Annotated in this window: 14 protein-coding genes; 7 read left to right on the top strand and 7 right to left on the bottom strand. The window is 72.1% G+C overall.

The window, feature by feature from the left end; all coding sequences use genetic code 11:
* Positions 1–75 precede the first annotated feature (75 nt).
* Together ACG83_RS13990 and ACG83_RS13985 are read right to left on the bottom strand one after the other, a co-directional pair.
* Positions 76–3,369, bottom strand: coding sequence for a bifunctional [glutamine synthetase] adenylyltransferase/[glutamine synthetase]-adenylyl-L-tyrosine phosphorylase (locus ACG83_RS13990; protein ID WP_369812886.1), 3,294 nt, complete (start codon positions 3,367–3,369; stop codon positions 76–78).
* Entirely contained in the window at positions 3,306–4,664 is a 1,359-nt protein-coding gene (locus ACG83_RS13985; RefSeq protein ID WP_006542200.1) for a glutamine synthetase family protein, read from the bottom strand. The genes ACG83_RS13990 and ACG83_RS13985 overlap by 64 nt, the downstream gene beginning before the upstream one ends.
* Before the next feature lie 239 nt (positions 4,665–4,903).
* Between ACG83_RS13985 and ACG83_RS13980 the strand changes: the two genes are divergently transcribed.
* Both ACG83_RS13980 and ACG83_RS13975 read left to right on the top strand, forming a co-directional pair.
* Entirely contained in the window at positions 4,904–6,697 is a 1,794-nt protein-coding gene (locus tag ACG83_RS13980) for an NAD+ synthase (RefSeq protein WP_054566671.1), read from the top strand.
* A gap of 276 nt (positions 6,698–6,973) precedes the next feature.
* Positions 6,974–7,705: a hypothetical protein gene (locus ACG83_RS13975; protein ID WP_235497890.1), complete on the top strand. Its 732-nt coding sequence runs from the start codon at positions 6,974–6,976 to the stop codon at positions 7,703–7,705.
* A gap of 79 nt (positions 7,706–7,784) precedes the next feature.
* Here the strand turns inward: ACG83_RS13975 and thrS are convergent, their stop codons facing one another.
* Positions 7,785–9,761, bottom strand: a complete 1,977-nt coding sequence (gene thrS / locus ACG83_RS13970; RefSeq protein WP_054566669.1) for a threonine--tRNA ligase — start codon at positions 9,759–9,761, stop codon at positions 7,785–7,787.
* 263 nt (positions 9,762–10,024) lie between these two features.
* The gene (locus tag ACG83_RS13965) at positions 10,025–10,669 is read right to left on the bottom strand and encodes a TetR-like C-terminal domain-containing protein (protein ID WP_054566668.1); all 645 of its coding nucleotides are present in this window, start codon (positions 10,667–10,669) and stop codon (positions 10,025–10,027) included.
* 501 nt (positions 10,670–11,170) lie between these two features.
* Here ACG83_RS13965 and panB point away from each other — a divergent pair.
* Complete coding sequence (gene panB / locus ACG83_RS13960; protein WP_054566667.1) at positions 11,171–12,220, top strand: 3-methyl-2-oxobutanoate hydroxymethyltransferase; 1,050 nt, start codon at positions 11,171–11,173, stop codon at positions 12,218–12,220.
* An 88-nt stretch (positions 12,221–12,308) separates the two neighbouring features.
* On the opposite strand, the gene ACG83_RS13955 is transcribed toward panB, so the two are convergent.
* Both ACG83_RS13955 and npdG read right to left on the bottom strand, forming a co-directional pair.
* Entirely contained in the window at positions 12,309–13,229 is a 921-nt protein-coding gene (locus tag ACG83_RS13955; RefSeq protein WP_235497889.1) for a helical backbone metal receptor, read from the bottom strand.
* A 58-nt stretch (positions 13,230–13,287) separates the two neighbouring features.
* A complete protein-coding gene (npdG, locus tag ACG83_RS13950) occupies positions 13,288–13,971 on the bottom strand; it encodes an NADPH-dependent F420 reductase (protein ID WP_054566665.1) in 684 nt (227 codons plus the stop codon).
* Positions 13,972–14,535: 564 nt separating this feature from the next.
* Here npdG and ACG83_RS13945 point away from each other — a divergent pair.
* A complete protein-coding gene (locus tag ACG83_RS13945) occupies positions 14,536–14,754 on the top strand; it encodes a hypothetical protein (RefSeq protein WP_006542192.1) in 219 nt (72 codons plus the stop codon).
* A 35-nt stretch (positions 14,755–14,789) separates the two neighbouring features.
* Here ACG83_RS13945 and ACG83_RS13940 read toward each other — a convergent pair whose 3' ends face one another.
* Positions 14,790–16,034 carry a tyrosine recombinase gene (locus ACG83_RS13940; protein ID WP_083473242.1) on the bottom strand — a complete coding sequence of 415 codons (1,245 nt, stop codon included), beginning with the start codon at positions 16,032–16,034 and terminating at the stop codon, positions 14,790–14,792.
* 82 nt (positions 16,035–16,116) lie between these two features.
* Between ACG83_RS13940 and ACG83_RS13935 the strand changes: the two genes are divergently transcribed.
* The 3 genes from ACG83_RS13935 (at position 16,117) to ACG83_RS13925 (ending at position 22,718) form a co-directional block, all read left to right on the top strand.
* Positions 16,117–16,884 carry a hypothetical protein gene (locus ACG83_RS13935; protein WP_054566664.1) on the top strand — a complete coding sequence of 256 codons (768 nt, stop codon included), beginning with the start codon at positions 16,117–16,119 and terminating at the stop codon, positions 16,882–16,884.
* Positions 16,881–17,795, top strand: a complete 915-nt coding sequence (locus ACG83_RS13930; RefSeq protein ID WP_054566663.1) for a PKD domain-containing protein — start codon at positions 16,881–16,883, stop codon at positions 17,793–17,795. The genes ACG83_RS13935 and ACG83_RS13930 overlap by 4 nt, the downstream gene beginning before the upstream one ends.
* A 108-nt stretch (positions 17,796–17,903) precedes the next feature.
* A complete protein-coding gene (locus tag ACG83_RS13925; protein WP_054566662.1) occupies positions 17,904–22,718 on the top strand; it encodes a TIR domain-containing protein in 4,815 nt (1,604 codons plus the stop codon).
* Positions 22,719–22,762 lie beyond the last annotated feature (44 nt).

The following is a 22,762-nucleotide window of genomic DNA, read 5'->3' as shown; positions in this document are numbered from 1 at the left end:
GTTCGGCGCATCCCGTACCGGAGCCGGTGAACCGTCCGTCGGGTGTGCACCGGCCCCGGATGTGATGGAAAAGGCTCACTGCTCGCGGCCGAGCACCTCCAGGGCGACCGCATGCGCACGTGCCGCTGCCCGGCGGTAGTCACCGGGCAGCTGGTCCACCTCGTCGGCGGGGTAGCCGAGCGCGCGGGCGACCCGTTCCAGGCCGGGCGCCACGCCCGGAAGAAGATCACCGCGCTGGCCGGACGTCAGCATGACGCCGTTGCGCACCCGGGAGGCCAGGGTCCAGGCCGCATCCAGCGCGGACAGCTGCGCGGGCGCGAGCAGGCCGGCCATCGCGGCCGCGCGCAGACAGGCGCGGGTCGCGGTCGTGCGCAGCGCCGGGACGCGGTGGGCGTGCCGAAGCTGGAGCACCTGCACGGTCCACTCGACGTCCGTCAGCCCGCCGGGACCGAACTTCACGTGCATCGCCCGGTCGACCCCGCGCGGGACACGCTCACGCTCCATCCGCCCGCGCAACCGCAGGATCTCGGTGATCGTGCCCGCCGGCAGCGCGGACGGGTAGCGGATCCGGTCCGCGAGCGCGCAGAACCGCGCGCCGAGCTCGGCGTCGCCGGCCAGCGGCTCGGCGCGCAGCAGCGCCTGCGCCTCCCACCCCAGTGACCACCGGTCGTAGTACGCCGCGTAGCCCTCGACCGTCCGCGACAGCGGGCCGCCGCGGCCCTCGGGGCGCAGCCCGGCGTCCAGGGTGAGGGGCGGGTCGGGCCCGGGTAGCGCAAGCAGGCGGTGCAGCTCACCGATGACGTCGGCGGCGAGCCGGGCGGCCAGCGGCTGCGGGGTGCCCGGCAGCGCCTCATGGACGAACAGCACATCGGCGTCACTGCCATAGGACAGCTCTCGGCCGCCCAGACGTCCCATCGCGATCACCGCGAGCCGCACCGGCAGCGCCCCATCGCCCCCGCTGGCGTCGTCCCCGCCGGCGACGCGGCGGCGCGCGACGAGCAGCGCCGCCTCCACGGTCGCGGCGGCCGCGTCGGACAGCGCCTGCCCGACGGCGCCGACGTCCAGCAGACCGAGCAGGTCCGCGCAGGCGATGCGGACCAGCTCCACCCGCCGCACCGCCCGCGCCCGGCCGACCGCGTCCGCGGCCTCGGGGTTGCGTCGCGACACCGCGAGCAGGGTGCGCACCATCGCCTCGCGGGAGGTCGGCCGCAGCTCCTCCTCGGTGCGCAGCAGCCGCACCGACTCCGGCGCGCGGGTCATCAGGTCGGCGACGTACCGGCTCGTCGCGAGCACCCGGGCGAGGCGGTCCGCGGCCCCGGCAGAGTCCCGCAGCAGGCGCAGGTACCACGGCGTGCGCCCCAGCGCCTCGCTCACCTGCCGGTAGGCGAGCAGCCCGGCGTCCGGCTCGGGTGCGTCCGCGAACGCGGGCAGCATGGCGGGCAGCAGGCGCCGTTGGATGACGGCGGTGCGGCTCACCCCGTTGGTCAGCGCCTCGATGTGGCGCAGGCAGCGCGCCGGCTGGGCGAAACCGAGCGCGGCGAGCCGGTCCGCGGCCTCCTGCGGGGTCAGCCGCATCTCCTCCGCCGACAGCCGCGCCACCGCCTCCAGCAGCGGCTGGTAGAAGAGCTTCTCGTGCAGGGAGCGGACGGTGCGGGTCACCCGCCGGTGCTCCTCCGCAAGCTCCGCGGCCCCCGGCAGCCCCATGCAGCGCGCCAGCCAGCGCAGCTCGCCGGGATCCCGGGGCAGGGTGTGCAGCCGGCGCAGCCGCTGCAGCTGCAGCCGGTGCTCGGCGACCCGCAGGAACCGGTAGGCGTCGGCGAACCCGGCCGCGTCGCGGCGGCCGACGTAGCCGCCGCGCCGCAGTCCGTCCAGGGCGTCCAGGGTGGCGGCCACCTGCAGCTTGGCGTCCGCCCGGCCGTGGACGAGCTGCAGCAGCTGCACGGCGAACTCGACGTCACGCAGCCCGCCGGGGCCGAGTTTGAGGTTGCGGTCGGCCTCGAAACGGGACAGCGACCGCTCCACCCGGCGCCGCATGGCCCGGACGTCCGTGACGAAGTCGGGGCGCGACGCCGCCGTCCACACCAGCGGTGCGATCATCTCGCCGAAGCGCGCCCCCAGCTCGAGGTCGCCGGCCACCGGGCGGGCCTTGAGCAGCGCCTGGAACTCCCAGGTCCGTGCCCAGCGCCGGTAGTAGGCGCGATGGCTGTCCAGGGTGCGCACGAGCGCGCCGTGCCGGCCTTCGGGCCGCAGGTTGACGTCCACCGGGAACAGCTCGCCGGCCGCGGTGGGCGTGCCGCACACCCGCACGACACCCTCGGCCAGCCTGGTGGCGGCACGCAGCGTCGCCTCCAGGTCGGGCGGGGCGTCGGCGCAGGGAAGGTCTCCCGGCTCTCGCGGCTCTCGCGGCTCTCCGGGCTCTCCGGGCTCTCCGGGCTTCCTCGGCTCTCCGGGCTTCCTCGGCTCTCCTGGCTTCCTCGGTGCCCCCGGCCCGTGGTCGGCGACCGGTTCGGCGACGAACAGCACGTCCACGTCGCTGACGTAGTTCAGCTCACGCCCACCGCACTTGCCCATGCCGATGATCGCCAGGCGGACGGGCACATCCGCCGGGCCCGCTCCGGCCCGGGCGACCGCGAGCGCGGCGTCGAGCGCCGCCCCGGCCAGGTCCGCGAGCTCCGCGGTGGCGTCGTCCAGCGACACGGTGCCGGTGAGGTCCCGCGCGGCGAGCACCAGCAGCGCACGCCGGTAGGCCAGCCGCAGCGCGTCGAGGACCGCCACCCCGTCACCGCGGGCCCGGGGCACCGCGGCAGCCGGATCGGCGCCGACCGCACGCAGCAGGCCGCGCCGGGTGACCGCCGGGTCCGACGGCCCCGCGGTGGCCCCGTCCGGGGCGAGGATCAGCCAGTCCAGCGGATGGGCGACGAGGTGGTCCCCCAGCGCCGAGCTCGCGCCCAGCACGGCGATCAGCCGGCGACGCAGACCGGGGTTGTCGGCCAGCGCCGGCAACAGCAGTGGTTGCGCCCCGGCGGGCTGGGCCTCGACCAGCCGTTCGAGGCAGCGCAGGGCGAGATCGGCGTCCGCCGAGGCGGCGAGCTCGCCGATGATGACATTCACCGCGAGCCCGGCGGCAGGCCCGGCAGGCTCCGCGGCCCCCGAAGGCCCCGCGGGCGCGGCCCCGTCCGGCGGGGGCAGCAGCCCGAGCCGGCGCATCGTGGCCGCGACCCGCTCGACGTCGGAGAAGCCCAGCCGGGCGAGCTGGGCGCCGACGGTGTTCCGGCGGGGGTCGACGCCCCTGGCCGGCCGGTCACTCACAACGTCGGAAGGTACCGGTCGATCTCGAAGGGCGTGACCTGGCGGCGGTACTCGATCCATTCGGACCGCTTGTTCCGCAGGAAGAAGTCGAACAACTCGTCGCCAAGCGTCTCACGGACCAGCGACGAGTTCTCCATCGCGGTGATCGCCTCGGCGAGCGATCCGGGCAGCTCGGTGATGCCACGCTCGCGGCGCTGGGAGTCGGTGAGCGTCCACACGTCGTCCGCCGCGGGCGCCGGCAGCTCGTAACCGCCCTGGACGCCGCGCAGGCCGGCGGCGAGCATCAGCGCGAAGGTCAGGTACGGGTTGCAGGCGCTGTCCGGGGAGCGGAACTCGACCCGGGCCGTGTTCGCCTTGTTCAGCTTGTACAGCGGTACCCGAACCAGGGCCGACCGGTTGTTGTGGCCCCAGCAGACGTAGGCGGGCGCCTCCCGCAGTTCGCCGGCGCGCCCCTCGCCCACCAGCCGCTTGTACGAGTTCACCCACTGGTTCGTCACCGCGGTGATCTCCGCGGCGTGCGTCAGCACCCCGGCGATGAAGGCCTTCCCCACCTTCGACAGCTGGTACTCGTCGGTCGGGTCGTGGAAGGCGTTGCGGTCACCCTCGAACAGGCTCATGTGGGTGTGCATGCCCGAGCCGGCCTGATCGCTGAACGGCTTGGGCATGAACGTCGCGTAGATGCCCTGCCGCAGCGCCACCTCCTTCACCACCTGGCGGAAGGTCATGATGTTGTCGGCGATGGTGAGCGCGTCGGCGTACCGCAGGTCGATCTCCTGCTGGCCCGGCGCGACCTCGTGGTGGCTGAACTCCACCGAGATGCCGAGGCGCTCGAGCACGCTGATGGCCTGCTGGCGGAAGTCATGGCTGATGTCGTTCGGGGTCAGGTCGAAGTAGCCCGACTCGTCCACCGGCGGCGGCACCGGGCCGCCGCGGGTCGGCGGATGCTTGAGCAGGAAGAACTCGATCTCGGGGTGGGTGTAGAAGGTGAAGCCGGCGTCGGCGGCCTTCGCCAGGGTGCGGCGCAGCACCCAGCGGGAGTCCGCGGCGGCCGGCGTGCCGTCCGGCATGATCAGGTCGCAGAACATCCGGGCGGTCATCGGGTGCTCACCGCGCCACGGCAGCACCTGGAAGGTGGACGGGTCGGGCCGGACCAGCATGTCCGCCTCGTGCACCCGGGCGAAGCCCTCGATCGCCGAGCCGTCGAACCCGATGCCCTCCGCCAGCGCGCCCTCCAGCTCGGCGGGCGCGATCTCGACGGACTTCAGCACGCCGAGCACATCCGTGAACCAGAGCCGGACGAACCGGATGTCGCGTTCCTCGAGGGTGCGGAGAACGAATTCCTGCTGCTTGTCCACGGGCCCTCCGCGCGTGAGTGCGGACTCGTCTGCACGGCGAGCCGAGTCGTCTTCCGATGGTGCTGTTCCCCGTCGGGACACGGTGCCACCGGGTGCTTCGACCCGAGAGTAGCGACTGATCGCGCCACAGGTTCCGCACGTTACAGCGAAGTTGCGCCACCGCAATCCCCGGTGTCACCTGCGCCCCAGCAACACACCACCGGCCGCCGGCAGGGCAAACCCGGCCTACGCTTCGGTGTATGGCCCAGCTTCGGATCGCCCTCGCCCAGGTGGACACCACCGTCGGAGATCTGGACGCCAACGCCGACCTGGTGAGCTCCTGGACCAAGCAGGCACTGGCCCAGGGCGCTCATCTGGTCGCCTTCGGCGAGATGACCCTGACCGGCTACCCGGCCGAGGACCTCGTCCTGCGCCGCTCCTTCGTGGCGGCCTCCGCGGCGACACTGGAACGGCTCGCGGCCCGCCTCCACGAGGAGGGAGCGGGCTCCATCGCCGTCGTCGTCGGGTACCTCGACGCCTCCGCCACCCCGGCGCCGGCGGTCGGCCGCCCCGCCGGCGAGCCGCAGAACTGCGTCGCCGTCCTGTGGCAGGGCCGCGTCGCCGCCCGCTCGGCCAAGCACCACCTGCCCAACTACGGTGTCTTCGACGAGTTCCGCTACTTCGTGCCCGGCACGACCTTCCCGGTCTTCCGCCTGCACGGCGTGGACGTCGGCCTCACCGTCTGCGAGGACCTCTGGCAGGCCGGCGGCCCCGTCGCCGTGGCCCGCAAGGTCGGGGTCGGGCTGCTGCTGTGCATCAACGGCTCGCCCTACGAGCAGGGCAAGTCCTTCCACCGGGACGAGCTGTGCGCACGCCGGGCCCGCGAGGCGGACGCCACCCTCGCCTACATCAACCTGGTCGGCGGCCAGGACGAGCTGGTCTTCGACGGCGACTCGCTCGTCGTCGACCCGGCCGGGGCGGTCCTCGCCCGGGCACCGGTCTTCGAGGAGACCCTGCTCACCGTCGATCTCGACCTGCCCGCCAGCAACACCCCGGGAACGGCCACCGGGATGACCGGGCAGGTCGCCGCCGGCGACGGCACCATGATGGAGGTCAGCCACATCGTGCTGGCCGGCGAGCCGCTGCCGGCCTGGGAGCCGCGGCCGCACCAGATCGCGCAGCGCCCCGACCCCACCGGTGAGCTGTACGCCGCGGTGGTCACGGGCACCCGCGACTACGTCCGCAAGAACGGCTTCCGCTCGGTGGCGCTCGGCCTGTCCGGTGGCATCGACTCGGCCCTGGTCGCCACGATCGCGGTGGACGCCCTCGGCGGCGACGCCGTGCACACGGTCGCGATGCCCTCGGCCCACTCCTCCCAGGGATCGCTGGACGACGCCGCGGAGCTGGCCCGCCGCCAGGGCACCCGGCACAGCGTCGTCCCGATCGAGCCGACCGTCACGGCCTTTCACGCGGCGCTCGCCGCCGCCGGCGGCCTGCACGGCCTGGCCGCGGAGAACCTGCAGGCACGGGTGCGCGGAACACTGCTGATGGCGCTGTCGAACGAGCACGGCCACCTCGTGCTGACCACCGGCAACAAGAGTGAGCTGGCCACCGGCTTCTCCACCCTGTACGGCGACAGCGCCGGCGGCTTCGCCCCGATCAAGGACGTCTCGAAGACGATGGTGTGGGCGCTCTCCCGCTGGCGCAACGCGCAGGCGACGGCCCGCGGGGAGGTCCCGCCGATCCCGGAGGAGATCATCGTCAAGCCGCCGTCGGCCGAGCTCGCCCCGGGGCAGCTCGACTCCGACCGGCTGCCCGACTACACCGAACTCGACGCCGTCCTCGACGACTATGTCAGCCACGACCTCGGCCGGGCCGAGCTGACCGCCGCAGGCCACGATCCGGCCACGGTCGACCGGGTGATCCGGCTCGTCGACCTCGCCGAGTACAAGCGGCGGCAGAACCCGCCCGGCCCCAAGGTGACGTCCAAGGCCTTCGGCCGCGACCGCCGCCTGCCGATCACCTCCCGCTGGCGCGAGCGCGAGCGGGATTGAGCCCTTCCCCGTCGGCCTGATCCCCCAGTCGCCGCCGCTACGGGAGGAGTTGCCCCTGGCCCTCCGTCCCGACAAGATCGAGACGGGTGCCGCTGCCCACTGGTGGCAGCCGGCGGCGTTCGCGGGGTCGGGGAGGTTCGGTTGCGCATCGGGTGTACCCGTGGGTCGACGGAACAGCACTCGTCGCGAGTCGACCGCGCAGGCGTTCGGAGATGGTGGCGATCCGCCGGCATCGCCGCTGCGGCCGTCGTCGCACTGGCCGCATGCAGCGATGCAATGAGCGGGGCGGCACCAGCCGCGACACCGGCCCCGCCTTCCGGCACGTCCGGACCCCCGCCTGTCATGCTCCCCGCCGGGCCGGGGGGCGAGCCGGTCACGCTCCGCTTCGTCGGGACCCGGCGGCTGCTCGACCTCGACGCCGCCGCCGAGGCAGCCGTCGTCCACCGCTGCGCCCCGGGAAACATCCGCGGCCCGGTGGCGCCGGGCGGCAGCGCACCGGGCGGCAGCGCACCGGACGCCGGCGCGCCGGACAGCAGTGGCCGGCTGCTCGTCGCGGTCGACGGACCTCTCGTGCTCGTCCAGAACAGCCAGGGTCTGGCCGCCTGCCTGGTCAGCCTGGTCAGCCGCGACGGCCCACCGGACTTCTCCCGGTCCGACGAGCCCATGCTCCGGTGGTGGGCCTCGGACCGCGACCCCGACTTCTCCCAGCCGCCAGTGACACCGATCGAGGTCTTCAGCACGAGCACCAGTGCGGACGGCGCGGTCGACTGGGAGCGCCCGACCTGGTTCTGGCAGGCCTTCGGGCGGGTGTCCCCCGAGGTGAAGGAACTGTTCGCCGTGATCCCGGACGGCGAGGCAGTCAACGTCGCCATCGGCGACACAGGCGCGTTCGCCCTCTACTGGAACAAGACGGTCGACAGCCCGGAGCAGGTGGAGGCCAGACCCCCGCTGTCACTGTTCGCCCGTGACGGCGCAGGTCGGGTGCTGCACTCGATCGCCCTTCCCTGACCGGACGGTCGGCCACGAGGGTGGTCGCTGTTCCGTGGACCCGGTGCGCGGTCGCCGGGTCCACGTTCACCTGCGCGGCTCAGACCTGGGCGCGGCGCTCCACGACGTCGAGGATCTCGGCGACGGCCTCGTCGACCGGCACGCCGTTGCGCTGCGTCCCGTCGCGGAACCGGAAGGAGACCGCGCCCTTCGAGACGTCCTCGTCGCCGGCCAGCAGCATGAAGGGCACCTTCTGCTTCTGCGCGGTGCGGATCTTCTTCTGCATCCGGTCGTCGGAGGAGTCGACCTCCACCCGGATGCCGCGCTCCCGCAGCTTCGCCGCGACGTCGTCCAGGTAGGGCACGTGCTCGTCGGTGATCGGGATGCCGACGACCTGCACCGGGGCCAGCCACGGCGGCAGCGCGCCGGCGTAGTGCTCCAGCAGGATCGCGAAGAAGCGCTCGATCGTGCCGAACAGCGCCCGGTGGATCATGAAGGGGCGCTGGCGGGTGCCGTCGGCCGCCTGGTAGGTCATGTCGAACCGCTGCGGGAGCTGGAAGTCCACCTGGATGGTGGACAGCTGCCAGGTCCGCCCGATCGCGTCCTTGGCCTGCACCGAGATCTTCGGGCCGTAGAAGGCGCCGCCACCCTCGTCCATCACCAGTTCGAGGTCCTGCTTGGAGGCGGCCTCGCGCAGCAGCTCGGTGGCCTGGGCCCACTCCTCGTCCGAGCCGATCGCCTTGCCCTCGGGACGGGTCGACAGCTCCAGGTAGAAGTCCTCCAGGCCGTAGTCGCGCAGCAGCCCGAGGACGAACTTCAGGACGGAGTCGAGCTCTTCCGGGAGCTGCTCACGGGCGCAGAACAGGTGCGCGTCGTCCTGGGTGAGCCCGCGCACCCGGGTCAGGCCGTGCACGACGCCGGACTTCTCGTACCGGTAGACGGTGCCGAACTCGAACAGCCGCAGCGGCAGCTCCCGGTACGACCGGCCGCGTGACCGGAAGATCAGGATGTGCATCGGGCAGTTCATCGGCTTGAGGTAGTAGTCCGCCCCGCCATCGAGCTGCATGGGCGGGTACATGCCGTCGGCGAACCAGTCCAGATGCCCGGAGATCTCGTACAGGTCGGACTTGGTGATGTGCGGGGTGTTCACGAACTCGTACCCGGCCTCGATATGCCGACGGCGCGAGTAGTCCTCCATGACGGTGCGGATCGCACCGCCCTTGGGGTGGAACACGGCCAGCCCCGGGCCGATCTCGGTCGGGAACGAGAACAGGTCCAGCTCGGCGCCCAGCTTGCGGTGGTCGCGCTTCTCCGCCTCGGCGAGACGGTGCTGGTACTCCTTCAGCGCCTCGCGCGACTCCCAGGCGGTGCCGTAGATGCGCTGCAGCTGCGGGTTGCGCTCGCTGCCCCGCCAGTAGGCCGCCGCCGAGCGCTGCACCGCGAACGCGGGGATGTGCCGGGTGGTGGGCACGTGCGGCCCGCGGCACAGGTCCTTCCAGCACAGCTCGCCCGACTTCGGGTCGAGGTTGTCGTAGATGGTGAGCTCGCCCGCTCCGACCTCGACCGAGGCCTCGGCGTCGTCACCCGCGCTCGACTTCAGCCCGATCAGCTCGATCTTGTACGGCTCGTCGGCGAGCTCGGCGCGGGCCTCGTCGTCGGTGACGACCCGGCGGGAGAACCGCTGGCCCGCCTTGATGATCTCCTGGGCGCGCTTCTCGACAGCCTTGAGGTCCTCCGGAGTGAAGGGGCGCTCAACGTCGAAGTCGTAGTAGAAGCCGTCCTGGATCGGCGGGCCGATCCCGAGCTTCGCCTTGGGGAACAGGTCCTGCACGGCCTGGGCGACCACGTGCGCGCACGAGTGGCGCACGATCGCCCGCCCGTCCGGCGAGTCGACGGTGATCGGCTCGACGACGTCCCCTTCAGCCAGTGGATGGGCCAGGTCACGCTGGCGGCCACCGACCCGGGCGGCGATCACCGACCGCTCGCCGTCGAAGAGCTCGGCGGCCGTCGTACCCGCCCGCACCACCCGCTCCTCGGCCTGCTGACCTCGCTGAACGGTAACGCGGACGTCGGACACCGGATTCTCCTGCGGCAGTGAACGGATGGCCGGGCGCACCCACGCGCGCCCTGACCATGGCTGGTGATGAACTCTGGAGGCTGTTCATTTGTCGGGACGACAGCCCACGCCGGCACCTGATGCCCGGCACCCGACGCCGGCCGGAGCCGGGCGGGGCCACGCACGCGCGGCGGGGTGCCTCCCCGATCGCGATGCTACTCGTGCGCACACAGCGTCCCCACGCGATTTTCCGGCGGCGTCGGCCAGCCCGATCGCCCAGCGCGTCAGTCGGCGCGGATGCCACCCAGAACGGTGTCGACGATCTGACTGATCCGCGTCCCGCTCACCTCGTTGCTGCCGGCGGTGTACTGCCGGTACGAGACCGGGCCGACCAGCATGTCCGTCGCCAGGTCGATGTCGAGGTCCGCCTTGAGCTCACCGCTGGCAACCCCGCGGCGCAGCACGTTCGCGACCTGTTCCCGGGCCGGGACGATCACCTGCTGGCGGTAGGTGTCGAACAGGTCGGGGTGAGACTCCTTCTCCGCCAGCACCCGGGGCATGATCCGCCCCGACAGCGTCTGGATGCCGTGCCGGCGCACCGCGTTCACCGCCGCGACCAGGTCGTCGCGCAGGGATCCGGTGTCATGCGGCTCGTGCGAGGTGGCCAGGGTCGCGAGCGCCTCGGCGACCAGGGCGCCCTTCGTCGGCCACCGCCGGTAGACGGTGGCCTTGCCCACGCCCGCCGCGGCCGCGACCGCCTCCATGGACAGGCCCCCGAAGCCGTTGGCCGCGAGCTCCGTCAGGGTGGCCTCGATGATCAGCGGGTCGCGCCGGGTGTCACGGGGCCGCCCCGGTGGGCGGGCCACACCTGACGGTGGCCGGGACGAGTGTTCACGCGGGTCCGTCCCGTTGGCATGTGCCACCGACATCAGACCGCCTTGCCGGGTCGCCCGTGGAAGGCGTCGCGCCTGCGCCGGTCGCCCGGCCGATCCGTCCACATGCCCGCCGCCACCCGCGCCTTCTTCGCACCGTTCACGCGGCCGTGGAGCACGGCCGCGAATGCCTGGCCCGGTCGACACCGGGCTCATCGTGCCGGTGTTTCCCGGCCCCGCGCATTTGTCAAGATCGGAGAGTACGTGCGTTCGACGCCACACGCATCTGATTGCGCGAACAACACGCCTGGGTAACGTCCCTGCGACGGCCGGCCACACCACACCCGGCCGATTCCGCCAGACGTGCATCCGCCAGGGCGTGCATCCGCCAGAACACCGCCCGCAGCCGTTCCGGCGCAGCTGGCGACATCACCGGCACGAATGATGGACCGGTTCGGGCGGGCCCGCGCCAGACCTGTCAGCGACGGCCCTCTCGGTGGCAGCATGGAGACACGCCGGGACGCGATCCCGCGCCCGGACGGCTTACCGGGAGTTTGCATGAACTCGTCGATCGGCAATCCCACCTCCTCCGCCGCGGGCGGCCCCAGCTCCATCCCAGCCGGCTCCACCCCAGCCAGCGCCGCCGACGGCAGCGACGAGGCGGCGACGCTCTACGGCGCGCCGACCACCGCCGCGGCCGCCACCGCACCCGCCGCGACCGATGCATCCGGCACCACCGGCGCCAGCGGCGCGCCCGCCGCGCCCGGCGCCCGGAGCACGACCCGCTCGACCCGTTCGATCCGCCTGGGCCGCAGCGGCCGGACGACGGTGCGCGACATCCGCGCCGCCAAGGAGCGGGGCGAGAAGTGGGCCATGCTCACCTCCTACGACGTCCTCTCGGCCGGAATCTTCGACGAGGTCGGCATCCCGGTCCTGCTCGTCGGTGACTCCGCCGCGAACACGGTCTACGGCTACGAGACCACCGTTCCGATCACGGTCGACGAGATGATCCCGCTGGTGCAGGCGGTGGTGCGCGGCGCGTCGAACGCGATGGTCGTCGCCGACCTGCCCTTCGGCTCCTACCAGTCGAGCCCGCAGCAGGCGCTGGAGACGGCCGCCAGGTTCCTCAAGGAGGGCGGCGCCCAGGCGGTCAAGCTCGAGGGCGGCGCGCGGGTGCTGCCACAGGTCGAGGCGCTCGTCGCCGCCGGCGTCCCGGTCGTCGGCCACCTGGGCCTCACCCCGCAGAGTGTCCACACGCTGGGCGGCTACCGCGTCCAGGGGCGTGACCGCGCCGGTGACGTGCTGCTCGCCGACGCGCTGGGCCTGCAGGAGGCCGGCGCGTTCGCGGTCGTGCTGGAGGTCGTGCCCGCCGATCTGGCCGCCCGGGTTACCAAGGAGCTGACGATCTCCACCGTGGGCATCGGCGCGGGCGCGGACTGCGACGCGCAGGTGCTCGTCTGGCAGGACATGGCCGGGCTCAGCGGCGGCCAGGCACCGCGCTTCGTCAAGCGCTTCGCCGAGCTGCGGACGGCGCTGGCCGACGCGGCCGCGGCGTACAGCGACGAGGTCTCCCGCGGGGTGTACCCGACGGTGGAGCACAGCTACTGACCGCCGGCCCTTACTGACCGCCGGCCATGAGCCGCCGGCGGTTGAGCCGTTGACCGGCGACCCTGCCAGCGACTACTGAGACCAGCGACTACTGAGACGCCAGCGCGTTCGCGAGGTCGGCCCGTGCCTGCACCAGGGACGGGCCGTACCACGTCAGCAGCCGGCCGGACACGCAGACCGCCCGGGCCTCGAACGACTCCGGGCCGTCGGACGGGCTGAACGCGTACGGCTCATCCGGCAGCACCACCAGGTCGTGCGGCGGCAGCGCGGCGATGTCCACCCGCGGATAGCGCTGCTCGGATCCGGCCAGCGCGTTGTCCACTCCGAGCCGGGCCAGCACGTCGCCGGTGAAGGTGTCCCGCCCGACCGCCATCCAGGGCCGCCGCCAGATCGGGATGATCGCGCGGCGGCGCTCGCCGCGGAACGGTTCCGCCCACACCTGCTCCGCGGCGTCCAGCCAGTCCGGGCGCGCCAGGCCGCAGCCCAGCCGCAGCAGCCTGTCGAGGCTGCGCAGCGCCGCGGGGACGGTGGTCGGCGCGGTGACCCAGACCGCGAGACCCGCCGCGCGCAACGCGGCCAGATCCTCCGCGCGGTTCTCCTCCGCGTTGGCGCAGACCAGGTCGGGCGCCAGCGCCCCGATGGCGGCCAGATCCGGGTTCTTCGTCCCACGCACCCTGCGCACCGCGAGGCCTGGCGGGTGGGAGCACCAGTCGGTGGCACCCACCAGCAGCTCCGGCGCGCTCGCCGCGACGGACTCCGTCAGGCTCGGCACCAGGGAGACCACCCGCCGGACCACCGCCGGCACGGGCACCAGATCACCCAGGTCGTCACGGGCACCCGAGTCAGTACGGGCGCCCGAGTCAGTACGGGCGCCCGAGTCAGTACGGGCGCCCGAGTCAGTACGGGCGCCCGAGTCAGTACGGGCGCCCGAGTCGCTACGGGCGCCCAGGTCGTCACGGGCGGGCCCACGGGACGAGCCCGGGAACGGTACCGCCGGCGGGGAGGTCATACCGCCAGTCTCACCCGAGCCCGCGCCGGGACGCGCTTCGGACGTCTCCGCGGACGCCTCAGACGTCGGTGACCCGCAGGCCGGCGTGCGCCTTGTAGCGGCGGTTGACGGAGATGAGGTTCGCGGTGAGCGCCTCGACCTGACCGGCGTTGCGCAGCTTGCCGGCGTAGATGCCCCGCATCCCGGGGATCCGGTTCGCGAGCGCGATCACCGTGTCGGTCGCCGGGCGGTCGTCGCCGACGACCAGGATGTCGGTGTCGATGGACGCGACCGACTCGTCCATGAGCAGGACCGCGGAGACATGGTGGAAGGCACCGACGACGGTGCTGTCCGGCAGCACGGCCGCGGCCTGCTGCGCGGCGCTGCCCTCCTCGACCGGCAGCGCGAAGGCGCCGCCCTTGTCGAAGCCCATCGGGTTGACACAGTCGATGACGATCTTGCCCGTCAGCTGCTTGCGCAGGTCGGCGAGCAGTTCGCCGTGGCCCTCCCAGGGCACCGCGACGATGACCACGTCCGCCTGCTCGGCGACGTCGGCGTTGTCCCCACCCTCGACGAGCCGCCCGGGCCCGGAGAGCTTGGCGGCGGCGTCCCGACCTCGCTCCGCCGAGCGCGAGCCGACGAGCACCCGGTGCCCGGCCAGCGCGAAACGGACCGCGAGCCCGCCACCCTGGGGCCCGGAACCACCCAGGATGCCGATCGCGAGGGAGGAGACGTCAGGAACAGAGGGCGCGGCTGAGGTCACGAGCCCATCCTGCCCGAATCGGCCCGCAGGTGCTGGTGTGCGTCACAGCCTGTGCTGACTGTGACGCCTGTGACTCCGCTCCCAGTTGCCCGGGTCATCCGGCGGGCCCCGGGGCACTCACGTGGACTGGGCGTCAGATCCGACGAAGGCCCACGGCCAGCACAGATGCCACAACGGGAGACGACAGGACATTTTTCCCCACCCCGCCGACGCGGACACTCACCCGATAGTGGACTATGAGGGAACAACGGGGCAGCTACGATCGCGACCGCGACTCCCGGGCCGGCCTGCACCCCAGGCCCGACGAACAGCAGCGCGGACCTCAGGAAAAGCGTCGCGACCGGCGAAGGAGCAGGACCAGTGGCGGATCCGCACAGAACTCTGACCGCGACATGGAGCGCCAACGATCTGACACACCGTGAGGGGCGGCCTGCTTCAGGGAACCCCGAGCGTGCGTTCGTCCGAGATGGGCCGTACCGTTCCCAGTCACACGTACCCCAGTCATACGCACCAGACAGATCTTCGGTAGGTAGACCTTCCGAGTCAGGCGAGAGAGGTCGAGCAATGGCGGACGTATCGGTTCGCTTCGCGATGACGAACGACAGCGAAGTGGTGCTGAACCTGTCGCTGCCGCAGGCACTGCGCCTGATGGAAGCGATCGCGCGCAAGGTGGGCGAAACCCTCGCCGAGCGCAGCAACCAGTCGGTTGGCGGTGTCGGCGGAGTTCCCTCGCCCGCGCCCTCCAACGGCATGCCGAGCCTCGGGCCGTACACCCCGTCCTGAGCCGGCCTCCCGGTCATCCGTCCTGAGGCGGGCGGCTACGCTCCCGCCTCGGGCGACCGGGCACCATCACGATCACCTGCGCCGATCGGATCACCATCACCGATCGGCCGCTCTCCGACCGGCGCCGGCACGGGCAGTCTCGTCACCGCCGGCGCTGTCACTGTTGCGGTAGTTCCCGGGCATGAGCATGGCACCGCCCGCGGATGCGACGACGTGTACACCTCGGGAAGATGGTCCATGGTCGTCAGGTCCGTGTTCGTCAGGGTGTAGATCTGGGTCGTGCTGACCGACGCGTGACCCAGCAGCTCCTGGACGACCCGTACGTCCGCGCCGCGATCGAGCAGGTGCGCCGCGAACGAGTGCCGCAGCACATGCGGTGACGCCCCGGTCACACCGGCCGCGTCCGCCGCCGCCCGCAACGCCGACCAGGCGCTCTGGCGGGACAGCCGGGTACCCCGCCGCGAGACGAACACCGCCGGGCCAGCGCCTCCGACGCCGGCCACCAGCAGCGGTCGGCCGCCGCGCAGATACCGTTCCAGCGCGATCACCGCGTAGCGCCCCAGCGGAACCACCCGGCCCCGCCCGCCCTTGCCGCGCAGCCGGACCACGGATCCGTCCAGGTCGAGATCGTCGAGGTCGAGCCCGACCGCCTCCGAGATCCGCGCGCCGGTCCCGTACAGCAGCTCGAGCAGGGCCGCCGAGCGCAGCCGGCGGGCCAGGCCGGTCTGGTCCTCCCCCGTGGCCGCCCCGGCCTGCAGGATGAGCGCCGTCACCTGGTCGACCGTCAGCGCCCGGGGTGGACGCCGCGGCGGAGCCGCCGGCCGGACCAGCCCGGACACGTCCGCGCTCACATCCCCCTCGCGGGCCGCGTAGCGATGCAGCGACCGCACCGCGACCAGCATCCGGGCGACCGACGCCGCCGCGAGCGGCGGATGCGACTCGTCGCCGGTACGCAACGTGATGGCGAACTGCGCGATCTGCGCCTCGCCGACCGCGCCGAGCGACCTGATTCCCCGCCCCGACAGGTGCTCCTGGTAGCGGCGCAGATCCCGGCGGTAGGCGAGCACCGAGTTACGCGCCAGCCCGCGCTCACCGTCCACATGATCGAGATACCGGGCGATGACCTGGCCCGCGTCGGCCCCCTCACCTGCCCCATCGCCCAGCAGGCCACCACTGGCGGCATCGGCCGAATCATCAGCCGGATCTCCGGCCGCGGTCGGGGTGTAGCCGTGCTCGGGCCCACCGCGGCGGGCGTCGCCGCCTTCCGCCGTGGTCATCATCGAACTGATATTAGGGCGCGACGACGCCGGTTCGTTGATGCCCGTTCCCGACGGCGCCAGCGAACGTCTATCGTGACACCCTGTGCGGACTGACGCTGGATCGTCACGTTTCGCCGCATGCCGGAGGCTTGTCATCGCCACTGTCTCGGCCGGCGCTGTCCCGGTCGCCGCTGTCTCGGTCGTCCTCACCCTCTGCGCGGGCGTGTTGCTCGCCGGGTGCGGCGACGCGCAGGGCCGGTCGGCCGGCGCCCCGCCCCCGGCCCGCCCCGGCTCCGCCACCCCTTCGGCGGCATCGGCCGGCGCTGGCGCCAGGGCCGGAACCGAGGCACCGGCAACCACCACCGCCGCCGGGCCCGCCGCCACGGGCGCCACGGGCGCGGCAGGCCCCGCGGGCACGGGAGGCACAGGCGGCACGGGCGGAGCCGCCGGTGGGCCCGCGGCCAGGGACGACTCCCCCGCCGGCGCCGGCCGGGTCGTCTCCGCCTACTACGGCGAGATCAACGCGGCCGCGCAGGCCGGCCGGGTCGCCGACATCTCCGCGACCGCGCTGCCCGGCTGCCAGACCTGCGCGCTCGACGTCGGCATGACCCGCTACCTCGACCAGACCGGCGCCCGGGCCGCCCAGGCACCCTACGAGATCACCGGCCTGGCCGCGGGAGCACGCCGCGGCACCGTCGTCGACGTCCGGTTCGCCGCGACCACCCGCGCGGTCGGGCTCCTCGACCCGGCCGGGCGCGACGCCGGGCAGGTGCCCGCGGTCCCGACCCGCTCCGCCGTCGCACGGCTCGTCCTGACCGGCCCGGGCTGGCGCATCCAGAACATCACCTACGCGGCGGGACGGCCGTCATGAGCGGCAGCCGCCCCCATCCCCGTCCCCGTCCTCGCCCGCCGACCTCGGCCCGCGCGGCCACCCGCACCATGCTGGTGGGGGCGGCGGTGATCGCCGCGATACTGGCGCCCGGCGGCGGACCGCTGCCCGGCGCCACCCGGCCGGCCCTCGCCGCACCGACCCCGCAGGGCGCCTGCACGGGAGCCGTCTGGGGCAGCTGCGACACCCGCGCCACGGACAACGGCTTCCAGTACCGCTACCGCGGCGGCTACCTCACCAAGGTCCCGCTCGATGACGGCACCGGCACCGGCGGTGGCTGCGGCGACGACTGCCCACCCGACCCGGACGCGAGATGTGCGGCGCTGACCGGTGTCGGCGCCCCCCCGGAGATGACGCCGGCGGAACGCGCCGAGTACGACGCCCTGATCGCCGACTGCGGGCCGGTCCTCTACGACCCCGACGGCATCGCCGTCGACGACCTCGCCGCACAGTTCGCCGACTACCTGCGCGAGGAGCTGCTGCCCACCCCGAAGGTCGTCGTCCAGCCGATCGGGAACAGCTTCGCGAACCTCCCGACGATCATGTACACCGGCGTGCCCGCAGCGTTCACCTTCGACGTCACCCAACCGGTGCTGGCGACGATCAGCGCGGTCCCGCACTACTCCTGGCAGTTCGGCGACGGCGAGACCGGCCCGGACGCCCCCGGCCGCCCCTACGACCCGGCGATCTCCCCCCGCGACCACCCGGATGCCTACGTCACCCACCAGTACCACCGCCCCGGGACGTACCAGGTGACCCTCACCGTGACCTGGGACGGCTACTTCACCGTCCCCGGCGTCGCCCAGGCCTTCCCCCTCGACGCCGTCACCCTCACCGCCACCACCCCGATCACCATCGAGGAAGCCGGCGGCGTCCTCGTCGGCAACGACTGACCCCGCCCCCGACAGATGTCGGGATCGACAGAGCGTCCGTCCGGTCTGTGACGGTACGTGGCAGGCTTGGCACTTATGACGGGGGTCACGGGAGGCCAGAACGGCGATTTGGGCGCGCCTGCGGATCACCGCGCAATCTTCATCAGCTACGCGGCGGCGGACGAGCCCTGGGCGGTGTGGATCGCCTGGCAGCTGGAACAGGCCGGGTACCAGCCCCGGCTGCAGGCCTGGCATGTGGCTCCCGGGCACAACCACGTCGGGTGGACCATTCAGGAGCTGACGGCGGCGTCCTCCGTGGTGGTGATCCTCTCCCCTGCCTATCTCAGATCCGAATTGCCCAGGGCTGAGTTGACCGCGGCGCTGGTGGACGCGGTCTCCGGACGCCAGTTACTCGTTCCCGTACGGGTGGCGGCATGCGAGTCACCGCCGCTGCTGCGTGAGATCGCCCGGATCAGCCTGGTCGACCGTGGCGAGGCCGACGCCCACCGCGTCCTGATCGAGGGGATGCGTGCGGCTGTCGGGGGTGAGCCGATACCGCCCACGGTCGCACCGGTCTTTCCGGGAGGCAACGGCCAGGTCAGGGGCCAGCTGGCACCGCCGTTCCCGGGGCCGGACCGAGAAGCGTTGACCGCCCAGCTGCTGGGGCTGGCCGAGGAAGCCTGCCAACTACGCCACCCCGAGGCGACGATCCGCCGGGGCCGGTTGCGTGGGCCGTTCGGCTACCTCAACGTGGCCGGGCAACGCGACGGTGAACGGCAGCGGTGGCCGGTCGGGGTCAGCATCGACTCCCCCGACGTCGCCGCGGTCGAGGCCTTCTACGAGGCGGTGGTGGAGCCGGTCTTCCTGCCGGTCGACGAGTTCGTGGGTTCCGAGCTGGTCCATCTCGGGAGGCCCGCCGACGAGGAGGCCCACCGACAGGCTCGGCGGCGCCGCATCCGGCTGTTCACCCTGGCCGAGTACGAAGGCCGTTGGGATCCGCGCCGGTATGTGTCCCGGCAGACACAGCGCCTCACCGATGATCCCGCCTACCCACCCGGGTTGTACGTGCCGCAACGTTTCACCGTGGCCGGCAGCGGTACCGACAGCCTCATCGCCGTCCGGGGTGACCAGCCTGACGTGCAGGATGACGTGTTCGCCGCGATGCGCGACTGGCTTGATGTCGAGGAGGCCCGCTTCCTGCTGGTGCTGGGCGCCTTCGGGCACGGCAAGAGCTTCCTGCTCAGGGAGCTTGCCCGGCGGATCCCGAAAGAGCTGCCCCAGGTCGTGCCGATGCTGGTCGAGCTGCGGACCCTGGAAAAGACACATTCGATCGACGAGCTGCTGGCTCTGCACCTGAGCAAGGAGGGCGAGCACGGGGTCGATGTCCGTAAGGTGCGCCGCAGGGTGGAGCAGGGCCAGGTCGTGCTGCTCTTCGACGGGTTCGACGAGCTCGCGCTGCGCGTGACCTACGACAACGCGGCCGAATACCTACGTATGGTCCTGTCGGCGGTCACCGGCCGGGCGAAGGTCGTCCTGACCAGCCGGACCCAGCATTTCCTCACCGACAGCCAGCACCGCACCGAGCTCGGTGCGGCGGTGCGGCTTGGGGCAGGCAGCCGGGAGATCCACCTCGCCGACTTCGACCGCGCCCAGATCCGCCAGTTCCTCATCCGGCTGTTCCGCCGGCAGGTCGCCGCGGAAACCGAGGGCGGCGGGGCCGTCCGCACCGAGGAGGAGACCTGGGCGGAAGCGACCCGGCGTGCCGAGAGCCGACTCGCCCTCATCGGTTCCATCGATGACCTGCTGGGCCTGTCCGCCAATCCCCGCATGCTCGGCTTCATCGCCGACCTCGACGAGCAGGATCTGCTGAACGCCCACGCGGCGGATGGCACCATCACCTCCGCCGATCTGTACGCCAAGCTGTTGGAGCGCTGGCTCCGGCACGAGGTGGCTCGCCGGCGACCGACCCGCGGCGCGCACCAGGCCCTGGACGCCGACCAACTGCGCCTGGCCGTGGACGCGCTCGCGGTCTTCCTGTGGGAAAGCAGGCAGGACACCACCGATCTCGCCGGCCTGTCGATGACCGTGCAGGCGACCCTGACCGGCCTCGGGGCAGCCAAGATCGAAACGGGGCAAGCGGTATTCATGGTCGGCTCCGGCAGCCTGCTCATGCGCACTAACGACAACACATTCAGCTTCGTGCATCGCTCGATCATGGAGTACCTCGTCGCCGCGCAGGCCGCCGCCCAGCTCGCCCGGGCTGACAACGAACCCGATCCGGAGCTGCTCGCCGGCCGGGAGATGTCCGAGCTGATGATCGACTTTCTGCACGGGGTAGCCTCACACACCCCGCTCCAGCGGTGGGCACGTTCCATTCTGGCCGACGGCAGCGATGCCACCGACGCGGCTCGCAACAACGCCCTGCGTATCGCCCGCAGGACGAATCTGACCATCGACGGCGTTCAGCTGGCCGGTCAGGACCTGCGCGGCAAGGACCTGACCGGCCAGAACCTGCGGTTCGCAGACCTGAGCCGGGCGAACCTGAGCGGCACCCGGCTCCACGACTCCGACCTGACCGGCGCCAACCTCACCGGCGCCAACCTCACCGGCGCACTCCTCATCCGGCCCACACTCATCGGAGCACGGCTGACCCGCAGCCTTTGGACGGGCTCCGCCCTCCTCGACCCGCTCCTCGACCCCGAGGCCGAACAGTGCCCCGAACTGGCCCCGGCCGCGATCACGGGACGCGACTCCGTCGACCTCATGGTTCTTCCCGCCTCCCCCGCCATCACCTGTGCCGCAGTCACCCACGACGGTCTCCTCGCCGTCGGTTGGGGCCAGACCGTGGCACTCGTGGAGATGGCGACCCTGCGCCCGCTACGCCTTCTGACCGGCCACCGCGGCGGGGTGCTGACACTGGTGTTCTCCCCAGACGGCGCCACCCTCGCCACCAGCGACCGCGACAGCGGAGTGGTGCACCTCTGGGACGTGGCAACCGGCCAACCAACACGGACGCTGAACGGCCATCACGGCGGGGTGCAGGCAGCGATGTTCTCCCCAGACGGCACCACCCTCGCCACCAGCGACCGCGACAGCGACAGCGACAGCGGCGGGGTGGTGGTGCACCTCTGGGACGTGGCAACCGGCCAACCAACACGAACACTGACACTGACCGGCCACCACAGCCGGGTGACCGCAGTGGTGTTCTCCCCAGACGGCACCACCCTCGCCACCAGCAACCGCGACAGCGACAGCGGCGGGGTGGTGGTGCGCCTCTGGGACGTGGTAACCGGCCAACATTTTGGGAACCTGATCGACGACCACGGCGGGCTGCAGGTCGTGGCGTTCTCCTCAGACGGCACCACCCTCGCCACAAGCAACCGCGACCGCGACGGGGTGGTGGTGCGCCTCTGGGACGTAGCAACCGGCCAACCGATGCGGACACTGACACTGAACGGCCACCACGGCGACATTCAGGCGGCGGTGTTCTCCCCAGACGGCACCACCCTCGCCACCAGCAACCGCGACCGCGACCGCCACCGGGTGGTGGTGCGCCTCTGGGACGTAGCAACCGGCCAACCAACACAAACACTGAACAGCTACCACGGCGACATTCAGGCGGTGGTGTTCTCCCCAGACGGCACCACCCTCGCCACGAGCGACCGCGACAGCGACAGCGACCGGGTGGTGGTGCGCCTCTGGGACGTAGCAACCGGCCAACCGATGCGGACACTGAACGGCCACGACAGCTGGGTCACCGCAGTGGTGTTCTCCCCAGACGGCACCACCCTCGCCACCACCGACCGCGACAGCGACCGGGTGGCGGTGCGCCTCTGGGACGTAGCAACCGGCCAACCGATGCGGACACTGAACGGCCACGACAGCGACATGCAGGCGGTGGTGTTCTCCCCAGACGGTGCCACCCTCGCCACCACCGACCGCGACAGCGACAGCGGCGGGGTGGTGGTGCGCCTCTGGGACGTAGCAACCGGCAAACCAGCACGAACCCTGACCGGCCACCGCGGCGACGTGCAGGCGGTGGTGTTCTCCCCAGACGGCATCACCCTCGCCACCACCGACTATTACTTAGACAGCGACCGCGACCGGGTGGCGGTGCGCCTCTGGGACGTGGCAACCGGCCAACCAACACGAACACTGACACTGAACGGCCACCCCAGCTGGGTGACCGCAATGGTGTTCTCCCCAGACGGCACCACTCTCGCCACCAGCGACCGCGACCGGGTGGCGGTGCGCCTCTGGGACGTGGCAACCGGCCAACCAACACGAACACTGACCGGCCACCACAGCTGGGTGACCGCGGTGGTGTTCTCCCCAGACGGCACCACCCTCGCCACCAGCAACTACTACCACGACAGCGACAGTGGGGAGGTGCGCCTCTGGGACGTGGCAACCGGCCAACCAACACGAACACTGACCGGCCACCACAGCTGGGTGACCGCGGTGGCGTTCTCCCCAGACGGCACCACCCTCGCCACCAGCGACAATGACCGCGACGGGGTGGTGGTGCGCCTCTGGGACGTAGCAACCGGCCAACCAACACGAACACTGACCGGCCACCACGACGGGGTGACCGCGGTGGCGTTCTCCCCAGACGGCACCACCCTCGCCACCAGCGACAGCGCCGGGGCGCGGCTATGGACGGCCGACTCGGGCACTCTTCTCGCGACTCTCATGTCGACGCGGAGCGGGTGGGTGACAGTCCTTCCCGATGGTGCTTACAAGAGCTCCGGCGACACCGACTCCAGGTTGTGGTGGGCGGTGAAGCTGCGCAGATTCGAGATCGATGAACTCGACGGTGTCGCTTCGATTCGGCGGCTCGAGCCGGCCGATCCCATCCCGGGTCTAGAACACGTGCCGCGCAGCACGGTGCTGCCGCGCGACCGCTCCCGGCGTCGTATGTTCCCCTGGTCACGCCGCCGATAGGGCGCAATATCCCGATCGGCGGCGATCCGCTCGTCAACGCGGTC

It is taken from the genome of Frankia sp. R43 (assembly GCF_001306465.1).
GTDB lineage: Bacteria > Actinomycetota > Actinomycetes > Frankiales > Frankiaceae > Parafrankia > Parafrankia irregularis.
This window is presented reverse-complemented; position numbering and strand designations above follow the sequence as displayed.